Annotated in this window: 18 protein-coding genes; 17 read left to right on the top strand and 1 reads right to left on the bottom strand. The window is 68.6% G+C overall.

Translation table 11 applies throughout. The features are described from left to right. The 7 genes from JWS13_RS34910 (at window position 1) to JWS13_RS34940 (ending at window position 6,793) form a co-directional block, all read left to right on the top strand. On the top strand, window positions 1-1,083 hold the full coding sequence (locus JWS13_RS34910; RefSeq protein WP_206009969.1) for an MlaD family protein: 1,083 nt from the start codon (window positions 1-3) through the stop codon (window positions 1,081-1,083). Next, the gene (locus tag JWS13_RS34915; RefSeq protein WP_206009970.1) at window positions 1,080-2,093 is read left to right on the top strand and encodes an MlaD family protein; all 1,014 of its coding nucleotides are present in this window, start codon (window positions 1,080-1,082) and stop codon (window positions 2,091-2,093) included. The genes JWS13_RS34910 and JWS13_RS34915 overlap by 4 nt, the downstream gene beginning before the upstream one ends. Further along, window positions 2,081-3,106, top strand: coding sequence for an MlaD family protein (locus tag JWS13_RS34920; RefSeq protein WP_241032456.1), 1,026 nt, complete (start codon window positions 2,081-2,083; stop codon window positions 3,104-3,106). The genes JWS13_RS34915 and JWS13_RS34920 overlap by 13 nt, the downstream gene beginning before the upstream one ends. A 1-nt stretch (window position 3,107) precedes the next feature. Beyond that, the gene (locus JWS13_RS34925; protein WP_206009971.1) at window positions 3,108-4,139 is read left to right on the top strand and encodes an MlaD family protein; all 1,032 of its coding nucleotides are present in this window, start codon (window positions 3,108-3,110) and stop codon (window positions 4,137-4,139) included. A 1-nt stretch (window position 4,140) separates the two neighbouring features. Then, window positions 4,141-5,148, top strand: coding sequence for an MlaD family protein (locus tag JWS13_RS34930; RefSeq protein WP_206009972.1), 1,008 nt, complete (start codon window positions 4,141-4,143; stop codon window positions 5,146-5,148). Then, on the top strand, window positions 5,145-6,104 hold the full coding sequence (locus JWS13_RS34935) for an MlaD family protein (protein WP_206009973.1): 960 nt from the start codon (window positions 5,145-5,147) through the stop codon (window positions 6,102-6,104). Before JWS13_RS34930 ends, JWS13_RS34935 begins: the two co-directional genes overlap by 4 nt. A gap of 71 nt (window positions 6,105-6,175) precedes the next feature. Further along, the gene (locus tag JWS13_RS34940) at window positions 6,176-6,793 is read left to right on the top strand and encodes a hypothetical protein (RefSeq protein WP_160094010.1); all 618 of its coding nucleotides are present in this window, start codon (window positions 6,176-6,178) and stop codon (window positions 6,791-6,793) included. A 44-nt stretch (window positions 6,794-6,837) separates the two neighbouring features. On the opposite strand, the gene JWS13_RS34945 is transcribed toward JWS13_RS34940, so the two are convergent. Next, window positions 6,838-7,452 carry a TetR/AcrR family transcriptional regulator gene (locus JWS13_RS34945; RefSeq protein ID WP_206009974.1) on the bottom strand — a complete coding sequence of 205 codons (615 nt, stop codon included), beginning with the start codon at window positions 7,450-7,452 and terminating at the stop codon, window positions 6,838-6,840. Window positions 7,453-7,523: 71 nt separating this feature from the next. Between JWS13_RS34945 and JWS13_RS34950 the strand changes: the two genes are divergently transcribed. From JWS13_RS34950 to JWS13_RS34995, 10 genes are all read left to right on the top strand, one after another. Next, window positions 7,524-8,705 (top strand): aromatic ring-hydroxylating oxygenase subunit alpha, encoded by a 1,182-nt coding sequence (locus tag JWS13_RS34950; protein ID WP_206009975.1) that lies wholly within the window; start codon window positions 7,524-7,526, stop codon window positions 8,703-8,705. Then, window positions 8,702-9,463 carry an enoyl-CoA hydratase/isomerase family protein gene (locus tag JWS13_RS34955; protein ID WP_206009976.1) on the top strand — a complete coding sequence of 254 codons (762 nt, stop codon included), beginning with the start codon at window positions 8,702-8,704 and terminating at the stop codon, window positions 9,461-9,463. The genes JWS13_RS34950 and JWS13_RS34955 overlap by 4 nt, the downstream gene beginning before the upstream one ends. Continuing rightward, window positions 9,460-10,131, top strand: a complete 672-nt coding sequence (locus tag JWS13_RS34960; protein WP_206009977.1) for a PaaI family thioesterase — start codon at window positions 9,460-9,462, stop codon at window positions 10,129-10,131. Before JWS13_RS34955 ends, JWS13_RS34960 begins: the two co-directional genes overlap by 4 nt. Then, window positions 10,128-11,378: a CaiB/BaiF CoA transferase family protein gene (locus tag JWS13_RS34965; protein WP_206009978.1), complete on the top strand. Its 1,251-nt coding sequence runs from the start codon at window positions 10,128-10,130 to the stop codon at window positions 11,376-11,378. The genes JWS13_RS34960 and JWS13_RS34965 overlap by 4 nt, the downstream gene beginning before the upstream one ends. Window positions 11,379-11,569: 191 nt before the next feature. After that, window positions 11,570-13,111: a class I adenylate-forming enzyme family protein gene (locus tag JWS13_RS34970; RefSeq protein WP_206009979.1), complete on the top strand. Its 1,542-nt coding sequence runs from the start codon at window positions 11,570-11,572 to the stop codon at window positions 13,109-13,111. A 60-nt stretch (window positions 13,112-13,171) separates the two neighbouring features. Beyond that, on the top strand, window positions 13,172-14,578 hold the full coding sequence (locus tag JWS13_RS34975) for an MFS transporter (RefSeq protein WP_206009980.1): 1,407 nt from the start codon (window positions 13,172-13,174) through the stop codon (window positions 14,576-14,578). Window positions 14,579-14,581: 3 nt separating this feature from the next. Continuing rightward, the gene (locus JWS13_RS34980; RefSeq protein ID WP_206009981.1) at window positions 14,582-16,711 is read left to right on the top strand and encodes a molybdopterin-containing oxidoreductase family protein; all 2,130 of its coding nucleotides are present in this window, start codon (window positions 14,582-14,584) and stop codon (window positions 16,709-16,711) included. Beyond that, entirely contained in the window at window positions 16,711-18,948 is a 2,238-nt protein-coding gene (locus tag JWS13_RS34985) for a molybdopterin-dependent oxidoreductase (protein WP_206009982.1), read from the top strand. Before JWS13_RS34980 ends, JWS13_RS34985 begins: the two co-directional genes overlap by 1 nt. Continuing rightward, window positions 18,948-20,570 carry an FAD-dependent oxidoreductase gene (locus JWS13_RS34990; protein WP_206009983.1) on the top strand — a complete coding sequence of 541 codons (1,623 nt, stop codon included), beginning with the start codon at window positions 18,948-18,950 and terminating at the stop codon, window positions 20,568-20,570. Before JWS13_RS34985 ends, JWS13_RS34990 begins: the two co-directional genes overlap by 1 nt. Further along, entirely contained in the window at window positions 20,567-22,708 is a 2,142-nt protein-coding gene (locus JWS13_RS34995; RefSeq protein WP_206009984.1) for a molybdopterin-containing oxidoreductase family protein, read from the top strand. Before JWS13_RS34990 ends, JWS13_RS34995 begins: the two co-directional genes overlap by 4 nt. Window positions 22,709-22,740: the final 32 nt, after the last annotated feature.

A 22,740-nucleotide genomic window follows, 5' to 3' on the forward strand; every position in this document is an offset into this window, starting at 1 on the left:
ATGAGCAGAGCGAGGAGTCAGGACTTCCTGAGAGGGGTCCCCGGCCGTCAGAGCCGAGTGCTGCACGGGGCGGGGCTGGCGGTCGTCGTGACGACCTGCGCAGTGATCGCTGCAGTCTGGGTATACCCGAGCAGCGCGGACACGGAAGTTCTGCCGATCAGCATCGACGTCCCCTCCGTGGGCCCGGGTGTCGACTCCGGCACGAAGGTGATCCTGCGGGGCGGTGAGGTCGGTGTCGTCACCGGACTGGAACGGACCGGCGCGGACTCCGTCCGCATGGACCTTCAGCTGGATCCGGATCAGATCGGCGGCCTGACCGATGCTTTCGACGTCGACTTCCGGCCGCAGAACTACTTCGGATCCACCGCCGTCAATCTGGTCGGCAGGCCCGGCGGTTCCGGGCTGGAGGCACACCGCACGCTGGACCGCACGCCCACAGGAGATTTCACGATGTCGACCATGATCGAGAAGGGTTCGCTGGCCGTAGACGGCACCCTGACGGACTCGATGATCACCAGCTTGGACAAGGTCGTCCGGTACACCGACGGCCTGACACCGATGTTCGATGCGGCACTCGTGCTCGGCGACCGGGTCGCCCAGACGCAGCAGGCACTTCCGGTCGACCTGCTCGGGCGAGTCAACGACGTCCTCGACGTGTTCCCGGCGTTCAATCGCCAGGCGATCGATTCGCTGACCCACATCTACAACAGCACCTACAACCAGCGACCCGACGGTTCGGTGGGGGTGGACGATCCGTTCATGGACGAGACGGACGCCGGTCTGACCCTGGCGGCCGGACAATTGTTCGGACAGGCCGGGCAGTTGCTGAAATCTCACGGTGACGAACTGGTACCGGTCACCGACGTGGTCTCGGAACTCGCGGGCGTGGTGCCGCACCTCTACGACGGTGGGGCGCGCCCCGAGCGACTGCGCACCGCCGTCGAGCGGCTGGACTCGGCGTTCGAGGACAGCGGCGACGGGCAGCGGCTCAATCTCCGGATCGTCCTGGACGATCTGCCCGCACTGGCGGCACCCCTGGCGTTGACCGGTGCCCCGCCGTCCGAGGACGGGGCCGGCCGATGAGCAACCGAACCAGATACATCGTCACTCTCGTCAAGCTCGCCGTCGCCGCCGCGGTCTCCGTGGTCCTCTTCATCATCGTGATCAGCGCGATGAAGAGCCCGGTGACCAATGAGACGAACAGCTACACAGCAGAATTCACCGATGTCTCCGGACTCGGTGCACACGGCGACATCCGGACGAAGGGCGTCCGGATCGGCAAAGTCGAATCGGTCGAACTGATCCGGGACGGCGGGCGGAGTCTCGCGGAAGTGCACTTCACGATGGAGAAGCCGTACCAGCTGACCTCCGACACGATCCTCGCCGTGAAGTACCAGAACCTCACCGGCGTTCGCTACATCGACGCCGAATTCCCCGAAAACGCGGGCGAAGCAGTCGATCGACTGCCTGCCGACAAGACGCGGGCGTCGTTCGACATCACCGAGTTGTTCAACGGACTGCAACCGGTACTCGCCACCATGAGCACCGACGACATCAACACCTTCACCGAGAACGCGATCTCGCTTCTGCAAGGAGACGGAAACGGACTGTCACCGATGCTCGAAGACGCACAGAAACTCGCGGGCCTCGCCCACGATCGCGAACAGGTCATCTCGACCCTCACCGGCAATCTCGCACGGATCTCCGACAGCATGGGAGGCCGGTCGCCCGAGGTCGTCGAGTTCCTGCGCTCGGTGAGTTTCCCCATCGCGAAGGCGATGACGGTCATCGACGAGTTCCCGAAGACGGCTGCGTTCGGCCCCGAATTCCTCACACCGATCAAGCGGTTGATCGATGCTCTCGGGCTGCAACCGGGAATGAACGTCGAGCAGATGCTGTCCGACGCCTTCGCGTCGGTGCCGGACACCGCGGAAGCGTTGCGACTGCTGCCGGTCGCCTTCGCCGGACTGCAGGTTCCGCAGACCGCCGCCGCAGGCCCGAATGGCCTCCAGTGCACGAACGGTGTGGCGCAGCTACCCACCGACGTCGAGGTTCTGCTGAGAGGGAGCGAGGTCGTCGTATGCAACCCGTGACGAGAAGCAGCGCCCGGCGTCTGGGCCGGGTGTCGAGCAGGGCGCGGGCGCTGGTCGGCACGGAGGTCGCGTTCGGCGCGGGCATCGTTCTCCTGGTGGTTTTCGCACTCGTGACCACCGCCGTCTTCTACGCGAACCCACCGGGGCGCATGTCGTTCTCGTTCCGTACCGACGACGCCTCCTCGATCGACATCGGCCAGGACGTCCGGGTGGCGGGCATCGGCGTGGGAACCGTCACGGACGTGTCGATCGAGCCGGACGCGGTACTGGTGACGGCGGAGATCGACGACGCGATACCGGTCGGCTCGGACTCCCGGGTGGAGGTGCGCATGCTCACCCCGGTCGGCGGGTACGCGATCACCCTCGTCCCTCTCGGTGTTCTGCCGCTCGGGGACACCCCGCTGCCCGTCGAGCAGGTCAGCGTTCCGTATTCGATCGGCGATGTGCTCCAGGCCGCACCGCACACGACCGACAACGTCGAGGGCGGCACCGTCGACGCGAACCTCGACGAGATGGCCCGGGCGCTCGAGGAGAACCCGACGTCGATCGCGTCGATGATCTCGGGCCTGACGAGCATCGCCCGCGTGATGGATCAGCAGCGTGCGCAGGTCCGCACGATCGCCGACCTCGCCGCGGAGTATCTCCAGAGCTTCGAGGCCGACCAGGGCATGGTGTTCGACCTGATCCGCCAGATCGACGTGGTCCTGTCGACGTACAACACCACCCACGCCGGTTTCAACGAGGCCTATTCCCTGCTCGGCAACGTGCTGATGACGATTCAGCCGTTCGAGGGGTTCTATCTCGACCACAAGACGGAGGTACTCGACGCTGTGAACCACACGAAGGGTGTGATCGACGAGTTCCGGACGTCGATGGGCCCGGCCATCGACAATCTTCAGTCCCTGCGCACTCAGCTCGCCGAATGGCTGACCCCCGAAGGAATGGCCGCGATCAAAGGCGGCACACTCATGGCCTCGGACTTCTGTGTCCCCGTTCCCGGACGGACGTGCTGAGATGACCGGGAAATCAGGCCTGATCGTCAAGGTGCTGGCCGTCGTGTGCGCGGCCGCCGCCGTCTGCGGCGCCGGTGTGGCGGTCGCGACGACGGGGGAGCCGGCAGACCGGTCGGCGTTCTGCGCGCTCATGCCCGACGCCATCGGCCTCTACACCGGCAACCCGGTCACCCAGATGGGTTACGAGGTGGGCCGTGTCGAAGGCATCGAGCCGCAGGGCGACCACGTGCAGGTCACCTTCTCGCTCGCGAGTGGCCGGTCCTATCCGTTCGACGTCCGCGCGGTCACCCGCTCGAAGTCCCTGCTCGCCGATCGGAGCCTCGAACTCGTCGGCAACTACACGACCGGTCCGGAACTCGCTCCGCAGCAGTGCATTCCGCTCGAGCACAGCCATACTCCGAAAAGCATCTCCGAGATCGCCGGTTCGGCAGCCGATTTCATCGATGCCATCGCTCCGGACGACGGTGAGGAGAACGTCCGGAAGACGGTGCTCGGTCTCGACGAGGCGCTCCGCGGCCAGGGAGAGAACGCCGCGGACATGATGAGGCATGCCGCCGAGGCCGCAGCCGATCCGGACAAACTCGTCGCCGACATCGGCTCGTCGATCGCGAACATGGCCCCGCTGACGGACGAAGCGCTCCGCCGGTGGAGTTCGATCCGGTCGATCGTGGAGCAGATGCCTGCCGTCGTGGCCGCGGGCATCGATCTGTGGCCCGGAGTCATCGAGGTATGCGAGGGAATCGGCTGGCTGGTAGCGACTTTGCACGACATCCAGCAGAACTACGGCGCCGACATCTGGCCATTCGTGCACGGACCGGCGACCGACGCCCTGAAGCTGGCGGCGACGCGGTCGAACGACATCGCAAGCCTGATCTCGACGATTCCGTCGGTTGCACCCTTCCTCGCGCAGCAGACGACGCGCGACGGTGCGCTCACCATTGCCTACCAGCAGCCGACCGTGGCTCTGGCGACCGCCGGAACCGAGGTGCCGATGGACCGGCTGCTCGACCTCGTGCGGACGGGAAGGAACTGAGATGAATCTGTCGAGAAGAACGCGGCAGTTTCTGTGCGCTGCGTCCGTGAGCGCGGTGGTGCTGACGGTGCCGGCCTGTTCCCTGGGGCCGGACGACCTGCCCTCGGTCCGCGGCGGCGTCGGCGACACCTACGATCTGTCGCTCGAGTTCGCCAGCGTGATGAATCTGCCCGCCGGTGCCGACGTGATGATGGACGGGTTGCGGGTCGGCGAGGTCCGGTCCCTGCAGGTGTCCGGATCGACGGTGACGGTGTCGGCCGGAATTGGAAGCGGCACAAGGATTCCCGCCGAAGCGCGGGCGATCGTCCGCCAGGACACTCTGCTGGGCGACACCTACATCGCCGTCACCGCGGACGGCGAACGCTCCGCCGACGGCTACCTGCCCGCCGGTGGCACGATCCCCGTCGCCCGCACCATCTCGCCACCGCAGTTGGAGGACACCATCGCGGTCCTCGCGAACTTCGTCAACGGCGGCAGCATCCAGCGGATCGAGGATGTGATGGCCCGGGTCAATGCCGTCGTGCCGCCGCTCCCTGCCGTGCGCGACGTGGCGTCCGTGGCGGCGCTGGACATGCAGGATCTCGCTGCCCGGACGCAGGAGATCGACCGGACGCTGACGGGGTTGAACGAGACCGCACTGTCGTTCGACGATCGCACCGACGCCCTGTCGGCCATGTTCGACAGTTCCAGCGTTCACTACTGGCGGCGACTCGCGATCTCGGTGGTGTCGCACATCGGCCAGATCCTGCCCTCCGTCGGCAGCGTCTACGAAGGCGGACTGTGGATGGTGCCCATGCTGAACACGCTCGCCGACACGGGGGACGTGGCGCGCGACGTCTGGGACGAGGGCCCGGACACGACCGTGGTGCTGTCGCGTTTCCTGCGCAGCAGGATCGTGCCGTTCGCGCAGAAGCCTTCCGTCGAGATCGAGGGCATCGAATCCGCCGGAGGAGACCAGATCGTGGCCGACGCGGAGAACCTGCTCCGCATGCTGGGAGCAGTGAAATGACTGTCAAGACTTCGTTGTCGATTCTCGGCATGGTGGTGATCGCCGTGCTGTCCTTCCTCTACATGGGCCGGGCCGGCCTGCACGTCGCCCGGTTCGACGACGTACGCACCGCCACACTGGACGTGCCGGACACGAACGGACTCGTGGTCGGCTCCCGCGTGCTGCTCCGGGGGGTGGCGATCGGACACATCAGTGACGTGACGGCGTCGGCCGACCACATCGAGGTCGCGTGGAACTACGAGAGTGACCGGTCGATCCCCGCCGACAGCGAATTCCGCGTCGACAATCTGTCAGCGCTGGGCGAACCGTTCCTCGCGGTGCTGCCCTCGTCCGCCGCGGGGCCGTATCTCGAGGACGGGGCCACCGTCCCGGCGAACCAGGTCATGGTGCCCACGACGTTCAAGGAGCTCTCCGAGCGCCTGACCAGGCTCCTCGAACAGGTGGATCCCGTTCGGGTACAAGCGATCTTCGACACGATCGACGTCGCGCTTCCCGACGACTTCGCGGTCCTGAACAACCTCACGCGGGCCGGTGAACTACTCGCCGCGACGCTCACCCAGCAGTCCGACAACCTCACCACGCTGTTCGACACCCTGCAGCCCCTGCTGATGGACAGCGCGACCCTTCCGGAGGGATTCCGGGACACGACACCGATCGTCGCCGAGTTCGGCAGCGGGTTCCGCGACGTGCTCGGCGGAATCCGGTTCGCCACCGAGAAGGGTCCGTTGCGCGACGGAATCGCCAACGGAGCAAGCCCTTTCATCGGGGAGCTGCAGACGTTCCTCGACCACACCGCCCCGGACCTGCAGGTGATCGGCGTGAATCTCCTGCCCTCGGTGCAGGCGGGGGCGGCGTCGATGCGGACCGTCGACGTGGGCCGCCTGCTCGACAACGTCATGGCGTCCACCGCATCCGGAGATGCACTGACGGTCCATCTCAGCCCGTCGGGACGGTAGAGCCAACCGCACCCCGAAAAGTCCTCGATCGTCCACCCCCGGAGATCGGACAGCCCAGTGAAAGGCGAACGATGCAGAAATCCATGGAACTCGTGAACTCCGGAACCGCCCCCGAGGCCGATCCCTCCGCTGGTGCGGGCGATCGTGAGCGTCGAGGCGGCAGGAACGTGCCGCTGCGGTCGGTGATGGTCGGGGGCCTGGTCGCCGTTCTCGTCGTCGCACTGGCGGTGCTCGGGTGGCAACTCCGGAGCACGACCGACGAACTCGACCAACTCCACGACGCGGCGGCGAGCAGGCAGCAGGCCGAACGGATCGCCCTCGACTACGCGACCGGCGCCGCAGAAATGGACTTTCGCGACCTGTCCGCGTGGCGAACACGGCTGACGGCGGGCACCGCCCCGGAACTGTCCAACCGACTCACCCAGGCCGCGACGTCGATGGAGCAGATCATCGCCCCGCTCCAGTGGACGTCGAGCGCACAGCCGATCTCGGCGAAAGCCGAACCGGGACCGGACGGAACCTATTCGGTCGACTGCTTCGTCAGCGTCCTGACGAAGAACAGCCAGGCACCGGACGGACTTCAGTCGACCGCGACCTACAAGATGACGGTCGACAGCGGAAACGACTGGAAGATCACCGAGATCAGCGGAATCGACTCGGCACTCGACGGGGACAAGGCGCCGCGGTAGCCGGAGTTCGGAGCAGTCTGCCGGCGGTGTCGTACCTCGCGTACTCAGTCGCCGGCAGGCAGCGCGGCGGGAACAACCGATGGGACCAGGAACGTGCGGATCTTCTCCCGGAACCGTTCCAGCGAACCGGTGCCGCCGTTCAGTTGGCTGATACACATGATCTCGAGTTCCGAGATCCATTCGCACAGCAGTGTCAGATCCAGGTCGGCGCGGAGGTCGCCGGCCTCCTGCGCCTCGCTCAGAATCGGCTCCCACAGCTCACTCGTCAGTTCGACGGCCTTGCCCGATGTAGTCAGCAGGGAGTTCGCCAGGGTCATCTCCGAGGGGGAGACGAGCAGATGGACCATGGGATCCCGCAGACCGCTCTCGACGTTCTGGCAGATGCCCTCGACGAGTCGCTCCTCGATCGTGGGCCACTTCGCTATGAAGGCCCGGGCGGGCGTCATGTTCTTGCGCGCCCGCCGCGCGACCGATTCGATGATCAGACTCTCCCGGTCCGAGAAATACCGGTAGACCGTCGCGCGGGACATGTCCGCGGCGCGGGCGACGTCCTCCATCGTCGTCTTGGTGATCCCGAAGCGTTCGAAGCACGACTCCGCTGCGCTGAGGATCGTCGAGCGGACGTCGGTCGCGGGGTCGTTTCCAGTCCTTGCAGCCACCAGGAAACAGTACAACCACGATCTGCCGTGAGACGCTAGACAACGAATGTCTCATGTGCCACTCTCGGTGTATGGAGCGCGAAGACAAGATCACCCTCACCGAGCGACTGATCGCACACGTCGACAACAACAGCACCGACTATGCGGACGACCTGCTTCGAGTGCCGTTCTCGGTGTTCAACGACCCCGAACTCGCCGAACGCGAGCGCACGGTGGTCCGGCGGCTGCCGCACATCGTCGCCCACGTCGACGAGCTGAAGAAGGCGGGCGACTTCGTCACGACCGAACTGATCGGCACGCCGCTACTGGTGGTCAAGCAGACGGACGGCAGCGTCAAGGCCTTCTCCAACGTCTGCAGGCACCGGGGCTCGAAGGTGGAGTTCGAGGAAGCCGGCTGCAAGCGCGTCTTCAGCTGCCCTTATCACAACTGGGCGTACGGCCGCGGGGGAGATCTGCGGGGAATGCCGCACGCGGAAGGCTTCGACGGCATGGACCGTTCGCAGTACGGGCTCGTCGAATTTCCCTGCGAGGTGCGGCACGGCCTGGTCTGGGTGGTTCCGACGGTCGGCGCCGAACTCGACATCGCCGCGATTCTCGGGGACAAGCACGACGCGGAGGTGACGGACACCGGCATGGCCGAGTCGTTCCAGGTGCGCAAGGAGACCTGGAAACTCGACATGAACTGGAAGATCGCCGTCGACGGCGTCCAGGACTCGTACCACCTGTGCCAGTTGCACACCAAGACTGTGTGCAACTACCTCGAGGGCAACATCACGGCCTACGACCTGGTCGACCGTTCGTGGCGAATCGTCGTGGCCCGCAAGTCGATCACCGAGGTTCGCGGCGCAGACCCCGACTCGTTCGACGTCCGCGACTACTCCCTCGCGAACTACACGATCTACCCGGGCACGATGCTCGTGACCGAACCCAACCACTTCGAGATCTGGACGATCGTGCCCGACACCGAAGATCCCAACGTGTCGTACTGCACCATTCGCCTTCTGTCCCCGAAGGAGCCCGAGACTCCGCGCGAGAAGCGGATTCTGGACAAGAACTGGGAACTCCTCATGGAGACCCTGCACGCCGAGGACTGGTTCGTCACGAAGACGATCACGGCCAACGCGGCGCACGGGCAGGTCGACGAGCTGATCTACGGACGCAACGAACTCCCCGGTCAGGTGTTCCACAAGATGATCACCCGCGATGCCGAGGAAGTCGCTCGGCAGGAGGCCGCGGCCGGCGGTGTGCGGTGACGACGGGCGACCTGCGCCGATCGTCGCCCGCACCCGGAGTGCTGCAACTCGACCTCGCGCGGCCCGATGTGCACAACGCGATCACCCTCGGCCTGCAGCGTGAACTCGATGCCGCGCTCGCCGAGGCGGCGGACGACGCGGACGTCCGGGTGGTGCTGCTGACGGGGGAGGGCACCGCCGCGTTCTCCGCGGGATACGACCTGAAGGAACTCCGGGCGATGACGGCGGACGCCTGTGTCCTCAGCCTGCTCGAACGGGACGAACTGCTGTGGAGATACTTCACGTTCCCCAAACCCACCGTCGCTGCGGTCCAGGGCATGGCCTACGGCGCGGGCACCCTGCTGGCGGTGTGTTCCGATCTGCGCGTGGGAGGTCCCGGCACCCGCATCACCGTCACCGCGGCGAAGTACGGCGGCGCCAACCTCACGTGGGTGCTCGACCACCTGATCGGCGCCGGGCTCGCCCGCGATCTGCTGATGACGTCGCGGGCAGTCACCGGTGAGGAGGCCCACCGGATGGGGCTCGTCTCCCGGTACGCGGCCGACGGCGACGTGCTCGGCGCCGCGCTGGAGGCGGCCGGGGAGATCGCCGCGCAGCCGCCCGAGTCGATGCGCGAGATCAAGACTCTGCTGCTCGACGGACCGGGACGCGACCTGCGGTCCCGGTACGACCGGGAGAACGTCGTGTCGCGCACGACACTCCGGCCGCGTCCGGTCGAGGAGATGTTCGGCTCCTACTTCGGACGGCGCGCCCGGTGACCCGCGTCTCGACTCCCGACGACATCTGGAGTCCCAGCTGGGACGACCCGTTCGAACCGACCGCGGACGTCGACGACGAGTTCGCGGAACTGGCCGACGCCCTGCGTTCGGTGCAGGAGGCCGTCACCCGCAGCCGTCCGACGCCCGACGCGGCGAGTTGCGCGGCGCGTACGCTCCGCGACCTCGCAGCACGACTGGCGGAGTTCGAGGTCGGCGAGGACGAACAGATCGCCGGCCGGCGCTGGGACCTTCCCGGTCGAGCGCAGGCGCTGACGCCGGCCCTTCACGTCGACGAGGTGACCGCGACCCGGGCGCGGGGGCGCGTCACGGTCGGCAGATTCCATTCCGGGCGCTACGCGATGAACGGCGGCGTGACGCCGCTGATCTTCGACGAGATTCTCGCGCGCCTCGCCAACAGCTCCGGCAGGCACTGGGCGCGCACGGCGTACCTGCACGTCAACTACCGCGCCCCCGCGCCGCTCGGCGTCGAACTGCGCGTGGAGGCGGAGCTGGCCGGGCAGGAGGGCCGCAAACGATTCCTGCGCGGTGCGATGTATCACGGCGACGTCCTCGTCGCCGACGTCGACGGACTCTGGATCGAATTGAAACCGGAACAGACACAGAACGTCTCGCTGGCCGTCGGCCGGGGAGCGGAGGAGGGTTCATGAGTGGGTACTCGCTGCTGGACGGCGTTCGGATCCTCGAGGTCGCGCAGCTGGCGCCGTCGTCGCTCGGCGGGCATCTCGCCGATCTGGGTGCGGACGTGATCAAGATCGAATCCGGTCCGCTCGGGGATCCGGTGCGCATCGGCGGCAGCCGTGCCGTCGGAGACGAGGACGGTCCTGCGTTCATGCACCTGCGATGGAATCGCGGAAAGCGCAGCGTCGCACTCGATCTGCGCACCCCCGAGGGCAAGCAGGCGTTCCTCGACCTCGCGCGGTCGTGCGACGCGGTCATCGAGGGCATGCGGGGCGGGTACCTCGACTGGCTCGGCGTCGGCTACGAGCAACTACGACAGGTGAATCCGAAGATCGTGCTGTGCACGGTGTCGGGCATGGGCACCGACGGCCCGTACCGCGTTCTCGGCACCGGTGGTCCGGTGTTCGATGCGTACGCCGGGCTCCGTGAGGTCGGCACTCCCGCGGAGCCGCCGACCGAGGGGATGGCGGGATCCACGACGCCGCCGATCGCGATGTACGCGCTCGGCGCCTACGGGGCGATGGGCCTGCTCGCCGCGCTGCACAAGGCCGGCGCCACCGGCACCGGCTGCCACGTCGAGGTGGCGGGCATCGACGTCGCCGCCGCGTGGATGCCGGACCTCGTGGACGCGGAGTTGAACAGGGACCGCTCGATTCCCCGGCCGACCTGGCTGCCGGACGGGCGGCTGCCCGACTGGCCACGGCTCGAGGCCTACCGCACCAGCGACGGCGAGGCGATCCTGTTCGGGTCGCACGTGGAGAAGTTCTGGCACAACTTCCTGGCCGCGGTCGGGCGTGACGACCTGATCGGCGTCGACCTCACGGGCACCGACGACGGTGCCCCCGCCCGCGCGGACCTGGTGTGGCGGGCACTGACGGAGATCTTCGCGCGACGCACCCGCGCCGAGTGGGTGCAGGTGTTCCTCGAACACGGCATCGCAGGAGGCCCGGTCAACAGCGTGGCCGACATGCTCGACGACCCGCACTTCCGGGCGCGGGACAACACCTACCGGGTCGACTACCCCGGTGTCGGCGAGCTCGAGTTCGTGGTCAGCCCCGTGCGCGTCGCCGGGGAGAAGTTCGCGCCCGCGCTGCCGCCGGTCGTGGGCGCGGACACCTCGGAGGTGCTGCGGACGGTGGCGAAGTACGACGCCACGCGGATCGCCGCGGCAACCGACTCGGCGAGCCCTCGGCGCGAGGCCCCGTCCGCCGGCTGACCGCGCGCACTCCGCAGAAACAACACCCACACGAAACAGGTTGTGTGGGTGTTGTTTTCGTGCAACGGAACGGTTCTGCCGGGTGTCCGAAATTTCCCAATCGAGCATTGCGTCGTTCGCCTATGGCTGTTAGGTTTACGGCACACGAAGTGAGGGTGGTCACACCCGGCTGACGAGCACGAGGAGCACAGATGAATCTCGCGGACCTGACCCGGTTCTGGGGTAAAACGCGTTCGCAACAGCAGGCCATCGTGTTCGGGGACACGTCGCAGACCTGGGCCGAGGTCGACGCGATCACCGACGCACTCGCCCGCGGCCTCGCGGCCCGGGGCGTCCGCAAGGGGGACCGGGTGGCGGTGATGATGCTCAATCGCCCCGAACTCGCCCACATCATCCTTGCGACCCTCAAGCTCGGCGCGATCAGCGTGCCGCTGAACTTCCGGCTCACCGCCAAGGAACTGGCGCCGATGGTGCTCGACTCGGCGCCGCGCGTGGTGATCGTCGAGGACGGTTTCGCGTCGCTGCTCGAGGTCGCCGCCGAGCAGGCGGAGTTCGAGACCTACGCGATCGGGGGCAGTGACCATCCGCCGTACGAGCGGCTGATCGACCCCGGAACCGCGCCCGTCGTCGCCATCGACGCCGACGACCCCGGCTTCATCTGCTACACCTCGGGCACCACCGGCGTGCAGAAGGGCGCCCTGATCACCCATCGCAACGCAATGACCCCCGGCATTTCGCAGTCGATCACGTTCGGCTTCTCGTCCCGCGACCGGGTTCTGTGCTCCGCCCCGCTGGTGTACACCGGTTCGATCCTGTCGATCTTCATGCAACTCGTCGTCGTGCCTGGCGCGACCATGGTCCTGCTGCGCGAATACGACCCGGAGATCGCCCTCGACACGTTCGAGCGTGAGCAGATCACGGCCACCACGACCGTCCCCGTGATCTGGGAACGGATGACGATGCTGCCCGACTTCGGCACCCGCACGCTCGCGAAGTTCACGTTCGCCGGCACCGGTGGCGCCCCCGTCAGCCTGGACCTGCTCGACTTCTACCGCTCGCACGGCATCCCGCTCACCCAGTGCTACGGCCTCACCGAGGCGTCCGGCATGGTCTCGACGCTCGCCTACGAGGACGCCCTGTCCCGTCCCGGCTTCGCCGGGCTGCCGCTGGTCGGCACCCACATCCGGATCGGGGATCCGGGAATCGACACCCCTGCCGGGGAGGTCGGCGAGATCCTGGTCCGCGGCGAGCACGTGCTGCGGGAGTACTGGAACAAGCCCGAGGCCACCGCGGCGACCCTCGGCGACGGGTGGCTGCGCACCGGCGACCTCGGCATGCAGGACGAGGGCGGATTCCTGAAGATCGTCGACCGCAGCAAGGACATGCTGATCTCCGGGGGCCTCAACGTCTACCCCGCCGAGATCGAGAAGGCGCTGCACGGCATCGAGGGCCTGGTCGACCTCGCGGTCATCGGAGTCAAGGACGACCGCTGGGGCGAGGTGCCGATGGTGGTGTTCCACAGCGAGCGCCCCGCCGCCGAGATCGTCGCCGACATCGCCGAGGTCGCCGGCGAGAACCTGGCGAAGTTCAAGCGTCCCAAGCATGCCGTCGCGCTGGGCGAGCCCCTGCCGCGCACGTTCTCCGGCAAGCTCGCGAAACCGTCCCTGCGCCAGCGCTTCCCCGAGGTGCCCGCCGACGCACTCGCAGTCGACGGCACCGTCACCCCCGTCTAGCAATATCTCCAATTCGAGGCTTCATCCCCGCGGTTCCCCCTTTCGAGAGGAATGCACGTCGTGGCCCCAACTCGTGAAGTCGACATCTCCCAACTCATCGACGCCGCACCGGTGTCGGCCCTCCAGAAGCGTGCCATCGCGTTGTGCCTGGCGCTCGCAATCCTCGACGGCATGGACGCCCAGCTGATCGGATTCGCGATTCCCGCGCTGTCCGAGGACTGGGGGCTGTCCAAGGCCTCGTTCGGGCTGCTGCTCGCGCTCAGCAGCGGCGCGATGGTCGTCGGCAGCCTGCTGTTCGGTCCCGTGGCCGACCGCTGGGGCCGGCGACGGGTGATCCTGCTGTGCACCGTGCTGTTCGCGGTGTTCACCCTCGCGTCCGCGTTCGCGCCGTCGATGGGAGTGCTGATCGTGCTGCGCATCCTCGCCGGGATCGGGCTCGGCGGCGTCACCCCGAACCTGATCGCGCTGACCAGTGAGTACAGCCCCGCGCGCAGCCGCTCCACCTTCGTCACCATCGTCGTCGCGGGAATGTCGCTGGGCGGCTTCCTCGGCGGACTCGCTGCTGCCCAGCTGATTCCGGCGTACGGCTGGCAGTCGATCTTCGTGGCCGGTGGCGTCCTCCCGCTGATCGTGGCCGCGTTCGCGTGGGCGGGGCTACCGGAATCGGGCAAGTTCCTCGCGGCCCGGGGCGATCACGCCGGCGCCGCGAAGATCCTCTCGGCGATCGCCCCGCAGGCGGGCATCACCGGATCGGTGACGTTCACCGTGGACGCAACCGTGGCCACCAAATCGCCCATCCGGGAACTCTTCGCCGGTGGCCGGGCGCTGGACACGGTCCTGCTGTGGGTCGTGTTCGTCATCAACTTCCTGGTCATCTACTTCCTGTTCGGGTGGATGCCGTCGCTGTTCAGCCAGGCCGGGCAGAGTCCGTCCAACGCGATCCTTGCCGCAGCGCTGTTCAACCTCGGCGGCATGGCGGGCGCGCTGTCCATCGGGTGGATCACCGACCGCGTCGGCACCGCGTGGCGCCGGTCCCGGGGTTCGGACGCCGCGTACGCGGTGGTGATGGCGGGCTACACACTCGGCGCCCTGTTCATCGGCGTCGTCGCGATGTTCCTGGCGAACTCCACCCTGCTGCTGATCACGATCTGCATCGTCGGATTCGGGATGTCCGGCAGTTCGGCGGGCATCATCGCGATCGCGGCGTCGATCTACCCGGTGGCGGCACGCTCGACCGGCATCGGATGGGCCATGGGAATCGGACGGGTCGGGTCCATCGCCGGGCCCACCCTCGGCGCCGCCCTGATCGCGGCCGGGATGGATGCCCGCACGATCTTCCTGCTGATGATCGTGCCGACCGCCGTCGCCGTCCTCACGCTCGGTGCGCTGTTCGTGCGGGAACGGCTGCGCGGGCGCACCGTCGTCGGGGCCGCGGAGTCGGCCGCCGTCGCTGCCGAGGCGCACTGAGCCATGCGATCCGTCACGTCGAGGGCCACGTCGTATTGCAGGCTGTGTGCCTCCTCGTGCGGGGTCCTGCTCGACATCGAGGACGGGCGGATCGCACGGGTGCTCGGCGACGCCCACCATCCGATCTCCGGCGGGTACACCTGCCCGAAGGGGCGCCGCGGCGGCGACCTCGTCCACGGACCGGACCGGCTCACCACGTCGATGCGGCGAACCGCCGCAGGCACCCACGAGCCGGTGCCGGTGGCGCGGGCGGTCACCGACATCGCGGACCGGCTGCGCGCCATCGTGGACCGGCACGGACCGGACGCGGTCGCGCTGTTCATGGGGACGCAGCAGAACTTCGCTGCACTCACCCCGCCGATGGCCCGGGCCTGGTTTCGGGGCACCGGCTCGCACAAGTTGTTCTCCACGATGACCATCGACCAGTCCGCGAAATGGGTTGTCGCCGAAAGGATGGGAACGTACCTCGGCGGTCGGCAGCGATTCGAGGACGCCGACGTGTGGTTGCTCGCGGGAACCAACCCCGTCGTCTCCGGCAACGGCGGCGACGGGGACGGCGCGGTGGTGCAGAACCCGTCCGTCACGCTGAGGGCGGCGCGGGAGCGGGGCCTGCGGCTCATCGTCGTCGACCCGCGACGCACCGAGACCGCGGCTCTCGCCGACATCCATCTGGCGCCCCGGCCGGGGACCGACGCGGTGCTGTTCGCCGGTCTCCTGCACGTCGTCCTCACCGAGCGCCTCCACGACGCCGGCTTCTGCCACCGGTACACGGCCGACCTGGCCGTGCTCGCCGACGCCGTCGCCGGCGTGACCCCCGACGTCGTGCAGCGGATCTGCGGTGTTCCGGCAGAGCGGATCCGCGACGCGGCACGAGTGTTCGCAGGCGCGGCGCGGGGCATGGCGACCAGCGGCACCGGGTTGTGCATGGGCCCGCACTCGAACCTCGCGGAACACCTCGTCGCGGCCCTGAACGTGGTGTGCGGCCGGTACCTGCGCGAGGGGGAGCGGGCCGACGATCGCGCCGTCCTGACCCGGCACCAACCGGCTCGCGCGGAGGTCGCGCCGGCCACCCGGGCATTCGAGCGCGGATTCCGCAGCCGGATCGGTGCGGTCCGCGCGATCCGTGGTGAACTGCCGTCCGGCATCCTCGCCGACGAGATCCTCGAACCGGGCCCCGACCGGGTGCGGGCACTGATCGTCTCCGGCGGCAACCCGGCGGCGGCGCTGCCCGATCGCGGGAAGGCGTTGCGCGCGATGCGATCACTCGACCTGCTGGTGTGCGTCGACCCGCGCATGTCGGACACCGCGCGGCTCGCCGACTACGTGATCGCGCCGACCACGATGTACGAGCGCGCCGATCACACCGCGATCATGGAGCCGTTCTTTCCGCAGCCGTTCGCGCAGTACACCCCCGCAGTCGTGACCGCGCCGCCCGGCGTCGTCGACGACTGGCAATTCTTTCTCGACCTCGCCGCCGCCTCCGGGCAGCCCGTCAAGTTCGCCGGTCGCATCCTCGACTCTGCCGCGCCACCGACGTCCGAACAGTTGCTGGCGATGACGGCCGAACGGGGACGCGTCCCGTTCGCCGACCTGGTCGCCGCCCCGCACGGACACCTCGCCGGACGCAGCGGCGCCGTCGTGGGTCCGGCGGCCGAGGAGAGCGCCGGGCACCGCCTGACGCTGATGCCCGACGACGTGCGCGCCGAGCTGCGCGCAGCGCTGACGGACAGGACTGTCGCAGCACAGTTCCCGCTCCTGCTGACGGTGCGGCGGATCCGCGAGGCCGTCAACTCCACCGGCACCCGCGTGCCGGGACTTGTTCCGGGTGGCGCCAACCCCGCGAGCCTGCACCCGGACGACCTCGCCGCCGTGGGCATCGCCGATGGGCAGGCGGTGACCGTGCGCTCGGCGTCCGGGCACTTGCGTGCGACCGCGCGGGCGGACGCCACCCTGGCCCGCGGCACCGTGTCGATGACGCACTGCTTCGGCAGCGTCGACCCGCGCGACGACGTCGGAGTGAACGTGAACGCGCTGACCGGAACCGGCGACGGCGTCCAGTCGATCAACGCGATGCCCACCATGACTGCGGTTCCCGTCGCGGTCGAGCCCACCACCATCGAACAGGACATGTGATGACGACGGCAGAACCGATTGCCGGGCACCGGATCTGCCCGCTGTGCGAATCGACGTGCGGGCTGCTGGTCGAACTCGACGGTCGCGCCATCACGCGGGTCGCGCCGAACCCCGACGACGTGATGAGCGCCGGGCACAGTTGCGCGAAGGGGCTCGGTCTCGGCCGCATCGAGGGCGACCCGGACCGGATCCGGACCCCGCTCCTGCGCACCGCGGACGGTGGGTTCCGCGAGGCCGGCTGGGACGAGGCGTTCGCCGAGATCGAGCGCCGGCTACCGGAGTTCGTCACCGGCGACCCGGGCAGCTGCGCCGTCTACCACGGGAATCCGGCCGCCCACCACCTGGATTCCACGTTCTACCTGGGTGAACTGATCGGTGCGGTCGGCACCCGGAACATCTACTCGCCGGCCAGCGTCGACACCTGGCCGAAGAACCTCGCGCACATGCTGCTGTACGGCACCGGGCTCGGGATGAGCCTGCCGGACCTCGACCGCACCGACTACCTGCTGATCCTCGGCTCGAACCCGATGGTCTCCAACGGCAGCACCGTCACCGCGCCCGGCATGCACCACCGCCTGCAGGCGTTGCGCGAGCGGGGCGGCACCCTCGTCGTGGTGGATCCGGTGCGCACCCGAACCGCCGAGGTCGCGGATCTGCACGTGCCGATCCGGCCCGGGACCGACGCCCTGTTCCTGCTCGGCGTGCTGTCCGTCATCGCGTCCGAGGGACTGTCCCGGCCCGACCGGGTGCCTGCGGTGGTGGACGGCCTGGGCGCCGCTCTCGCGATTGCGGCGGACTTCGACCCCGACGCCGTCGCCGCCGCGTGCGGAATCGACGCCGACCTGATCCGCGCGGTGGCCCGGGGGTTCGCGGGCGCGTCTGCAGCGGTGGCGCATTCACGGATCGGGACGTGCATGCAGGAGTTCGGCACCCTCGCGAACTGGCTCGTCGAGGTGCTCACCATCGTCACCGGCAACCTGGACCGGCCCGGAGGGGCGATGTTCGCGCTGCCGCCGGCCGGCGGGCAGAACACCTGGCCGGTGACGAGACCGCCGAAGCTGATGTTCGACCGGTGGCGTTCGCGAGTGCGGGGGCTGCCGGAGGCGATGGGGGAGTTGCCCGCGGTGTGCTTCGCCGAGGAGATCCTCACGCCCGGACCGGGCCGTACCCGGGCGCTGATCACCTTCGCCGGGAACCCGGCCCGCTCCCTGCCCAACAGCGGGGCGATCGAGCAGGCCCTCGGCGCTCTCGACTTCATGGTGTCGGTGGACTGCTACCTCAACGAGACCACCCGCCATGCCGACGTGATCCTGCCGCCGCCACCGCTGGCGACCCGCGGCCACCACGACGTGACACTGGCGCACTTCCAGATCCGGAACGTCGCGCGGTACACCCCACCCCTGCTCGACCTCGCCGACAATGAGCTGGCGGAATGGCAGATCCTGCTGCGGATCGCCGCGATCGCCAAGGGAACCCCGCAGCGTCCGGTCGAGGAGATGGACGACGAGGTGGCCGCCGTCGCAGCGCGGCGCGCCGCGAAACTCGCCGGCCGCGAGGTGGAACAGGTTCTGCACGCCGTCACCGACCGGCGCGGCCCTCAGCGATTGCTGGACCTGCGTCTGCGCAGCGGACCCTACGGAGACCGTTTCGGGCTCGACCCGGACGGGCTGACTCTCGCACTGCTGGAGGCCAACCCGGACGGCATCGACTACGGGTCGCTGACACCGCGCGTCCCGGAGGTGCTGCGCACCCCGGACGGGCGGATCGACCTGATGCCGGAGATGATCGTCGCGGATCTGCCACGGGTGCGGGCGAGCATGACCCGGTCCGCCCCGGATCTGCTGCTGATCAACCGGCGTCAGCGGCGCGGCATGAATTCGTGGCTGCACAATGCCCTGCCCCAACCGGACGGCGGCCAGTGCGCCCTGCTGATCAGCCCGCGCGATGCGGCCGAGCGCGGCCTGGTCGGCGGCGACCGGGTGGCGGTGACGTCCAAGGTCACCACCGTGACGGCCGAACTGCGGATCGACGACGCATTGCGTCCCGGTGTGGTGAGCATGCCGCACGGGTGGGGCCACCACGGGCCGGGCCTGCGGACGTCCCGGTCGGCGTCGGTGCCCGGCAGCAACTACAACGCGCTGGTGGACGACACCACCGACCTCGAGGCGCTGACGGCGTCCCCGATCTTCAACGGCGTCCCGGTCACCGTGACGCGCATGAGCGAGGAGCTTCCCTGATGGCGTACGTGGTCACCCAGAACTGCTGCAACGATGCGACGTGTGTCGCGGTCTGCCCCGTCGACTGCATCCACCCGACTCCCGCCGAGCGGGAGTACACGCGCACCGAGATGCTGTACATCGACCCGGGCACCTGCATCGACTGCGGCGCCTGCGCCGACGTGTGCCCGGTGGACGCGATCGTCCCCGGCGACGCCCCCGCACCCGACATCGACCGGTACCGGGAGATCAACGCCGAGTACTTCCAGCGGAATCCACGCAGCGCCCCGCCGGGTGCGCACGTGCAGCCGCTCCCGCTCGCCCTCGCGACCACCGGCGTTACCGATCCGCCTGCGCTGCGGGTGGCGATTGTCGGATCCGGACCGTCCGCGTTCTACGCCGCCGAGGAACTGCTGGCCCGCCGCGACATCGCCGCCGAGGTCACCATGTTCGAACGGCTGCCCGTCGCGGGCGGACTCGTGCGGTTCGGCGTCGCGCCGGACCACTGGCACACGAAGACGGTGGACCGGGTGTTCGACCGCACCGCGCGACGTGACGGCTTCACCTTCCACCTCGGCGTCGAGGTGGGGCGGGACGTGACGCTCGACGAGGTGCTGGCCCACCATCACGCGGTGATCCACGCGTCCGGGGCGTCGGGGGACCGGCGCCTCGGCATCCCCGGCGAGGACCTGCCGGGCAGCTACGCCGCCCGGGAGTTCGTCGCCTGGTACAACGGTCACCCCGATCACGCCGAGCGCACGTTCGACCTGTCCGCGCGCCGCGCCGTCGTGGTCGGCAACGGCAACGTCGCCCTGGACGTCGCCCGCATCCTCGTCTCCGATGTGGACACCCTGCGCCGCACCGACATCGCCGACCACGCCCTCGCCGCGCTGGCCGGCAGCCGGATCGAGGAGGTGGTGGTGCTCGGCAGGCGGGGACCCGAGCACGCGGCCTGCACCACGCCGGAACTGCTCGCGCTCGGCTCGCTGCCGGGCATCGACGTCCTCGTCGACGGTCCGGTCACGGCGGGTCCGGACGCACCGGCCAAGCTGCGGATCCTCGCCGACTACTCCCGGCGGAAGGCAACTCCGGGGAACAAACGCATCGTGCTGCGCTTCGGCACCTCCCCACGAGAGGTTCTCGGTGCGGGCCGTGCCGAGTCGCTCCTGGTTGCTCACGGCGACACAGCAGACCGGATCGAATGCGGTCTGATCCTCCGGGCGGTCGGGTACCGCGGACTGCCGATCGCCGGTCTTCCGTTCGACGACGCCACCGGAACCGTCGCCAATGCCGCGGGCCGCGTTGCGTTGCAGGGCACCGGGGAGACCGTCCGCGGCCACTACGTGGCGGGCTGGATCAAACGCGGTGCCACCGGTGTGATCGGTACGAATCGCTACTGCGCGGCGGAGACCGTCGAGGCACTTCTCGCCGACCATCGCGCAGGGCTGCTCGCCGCCCCCACCGCGGCCGCCGCCGACCTGGCGGCGCTGGTGCGCGAACGCAGGCCCGACGCGCTCGGCGGTGCGGACTGGCGCGCGATCGACCGCTTCGAGCGCGAGCGCGGCCGCGAGGAGGGCAGGCCCCGCATCAAGATCGTCGACGCCCGGGAGGCGGCCGTCGTCGCGGGTGCGGCCGCCCGGTGAGTCCGGCGGACACGACCCGGGTGCACACGTTCTGCCGCATCTGCGAACCGGGGTGCGGCCTGCTCGCCGAGGTCCGGGACGGCGAAGTGGTCCGGCTGCAACCGGACCGGGATCATCCCGTGCACAAGGGGTTCTCCTGCCACAAGGGTGTGCACTACCTCCAGGTGCACCAGGATCCGGATCGACTCGACCGGCCGCTGAAGCGGAAAAATCCGCGGAGCGAGGAGCGCGGCGTCTTCGAACCCGTCGAATGGGACGTCGCCGCGCGCGAGATCGCCGACCGGCTCGCGGAGGTGCGGCGCCGGTACGGCCGGGGCGCCCTCGCCGTCTATCAGGGCAACCCGTCGGCGTTCAACGGCGCCTACTACGCGAACGCCGCCACGATCGCGCGCGGTTTCGACACAAGGATGCGCTTCAGTGCGGGAACGCAGGACACCTCGGCCAAATATGCTGCGAGTGAGGCGATCTACGGGGCGTCGATGGCCCATCCGATTCCCGACCTGCTGCACACCGACTACTTCCTGTGCGTCGGCAGCAACCCGCAGGTCTCGCACATGACGCTGATCCACATCTCGGATCCGATGGCCAAGATCCGCGCGGTGAAGAGCCGCGGCGGGACCGTGCTGTTCGTCAACCCGCGCCGCATCGAATCGTCGTCGCCGGAGACCGGGGACGTGCTGCTGATCAAGCCGGACACCGACTTCTACTTCCTCGCCGGAATCCTGCACGAGATCGTCTTCCGGATCGGGTACGACCGGGCCGAGGTGGAACGGCACGCGCGCCGCGTCGACGAGTTGCTCGACTTCGTCCGCCGGTATCCCGTCGACCGGATCGCCGCGGTCACCGGCATCGAGGCCGACACGATCCGGCAGGTCGCCGACGACTTCTGCGCGGCACCGAGCGCGAGCATCTACATGGCGACCGGGGTGAACCAGGGCCGTCAAGGCACCCTGGCCTACTGGATGCTCACGATGGTCAGCCTGTTCTCCGGCAACCTCGGCAGGCGCGGCGGCAACATCTACTCGCGCGGCGTCGCCGACGTGGTGCAGGGCTCGAAGCGTAAACGGGAGGACCCGTTCTACGACGGTCCCTTCGGTGAGATGCGCACCGTCGGCGGCGATCTGCCCGCCGCGCTCCTGCCGGACTTCATCGAGAACCCGGAGGACCCGATCCGCGCGCTGATCGTGGTGTCGGGCAACCCGCTGCTGTCGGTCGGCGGCGACGACCGGCTGCGCCGGGCATTCGAGCAGTTGGACCTGATCGTGACCGTCGATCTGTACCGCACGGTCACCGGTGAGATGGCGGACTATGTTCTGCCCGCCACGGACTGGCTGGAACGGGAGGACGTCAACTTCCTCAACACGATGGGCGTGGCGATGGAGCCGTACGTGCAGTACACGCCCGCCGTCGTCCCCGCGAAGGGGGAGCGCCGCGACGACTGGTGGATCCTGTCCCGCATCCAGCAGGCGATGGGCGTCCCCACCCTGCTCGACGACCCGGACCCGAATCCGTTCGCCGCGGTCGACGCGATGATGCGGGACTCCGGTCTGAGCATCGAACTCCTCGCGACCATGCCCTGCCAGACCGCGGTGCTGCCGGAGGCCGAACCGTCGCACGTGTTCAGTATCGCGGTCCAGCACGACGACGGCCTGATCGACTGCTGTCCCGCGCTGTTCCAGCGCTCCTACCGGACCGCCGAACGCATCTTCGAGGAGCTGGCCGCGGAGCCCGCCGACCAACTCAAACTGATCACCCGGCGCACCCACTACATGGTCAACAGCTGGCTGCACAACCTTCCGGTGCTCAAACAGGGCGTCCACCAGAGCAATCCGCTGTGGATGCACCCGGACGACGCGCGGTGCCGGGACCTCGTCGAGGGCGACGACGTCACCGTGCGCAACCGCCACGGGGAGGTCGACGCGATGCTGGTCTACGACGACACCCTCCGGCCGGGCGTCGTGGCGATGACCCACGGCTGGGGGCAGCGCACCGCCCGGGGGCTGGACGTCGCGAGGCGCAACCCGGGTGTGAACGTCAACCGTCTCGCGCCCACCGGGACGGACGGCTACGACCCGCTGAGCAATCAGTCGCAGCTCACCGGCATCAACGTCGAGGTGGTGCGCCTCCGGCACCCGTGAGTACTTATTAACGTCCGGCGGTTAATAAGTAC

The sequence above is a fragment of the Rhodococcus pseudokoreensis genome, assembly GCF_017068395.1.
Classification (GTDB): domain Bacteria; phylum Actinomycetota; class Actinomycetes; order Mycobacteriales; family Mycobacteriaceae; genus Rhodococcus_F; species Rhodococcus_F pseudokoreensis.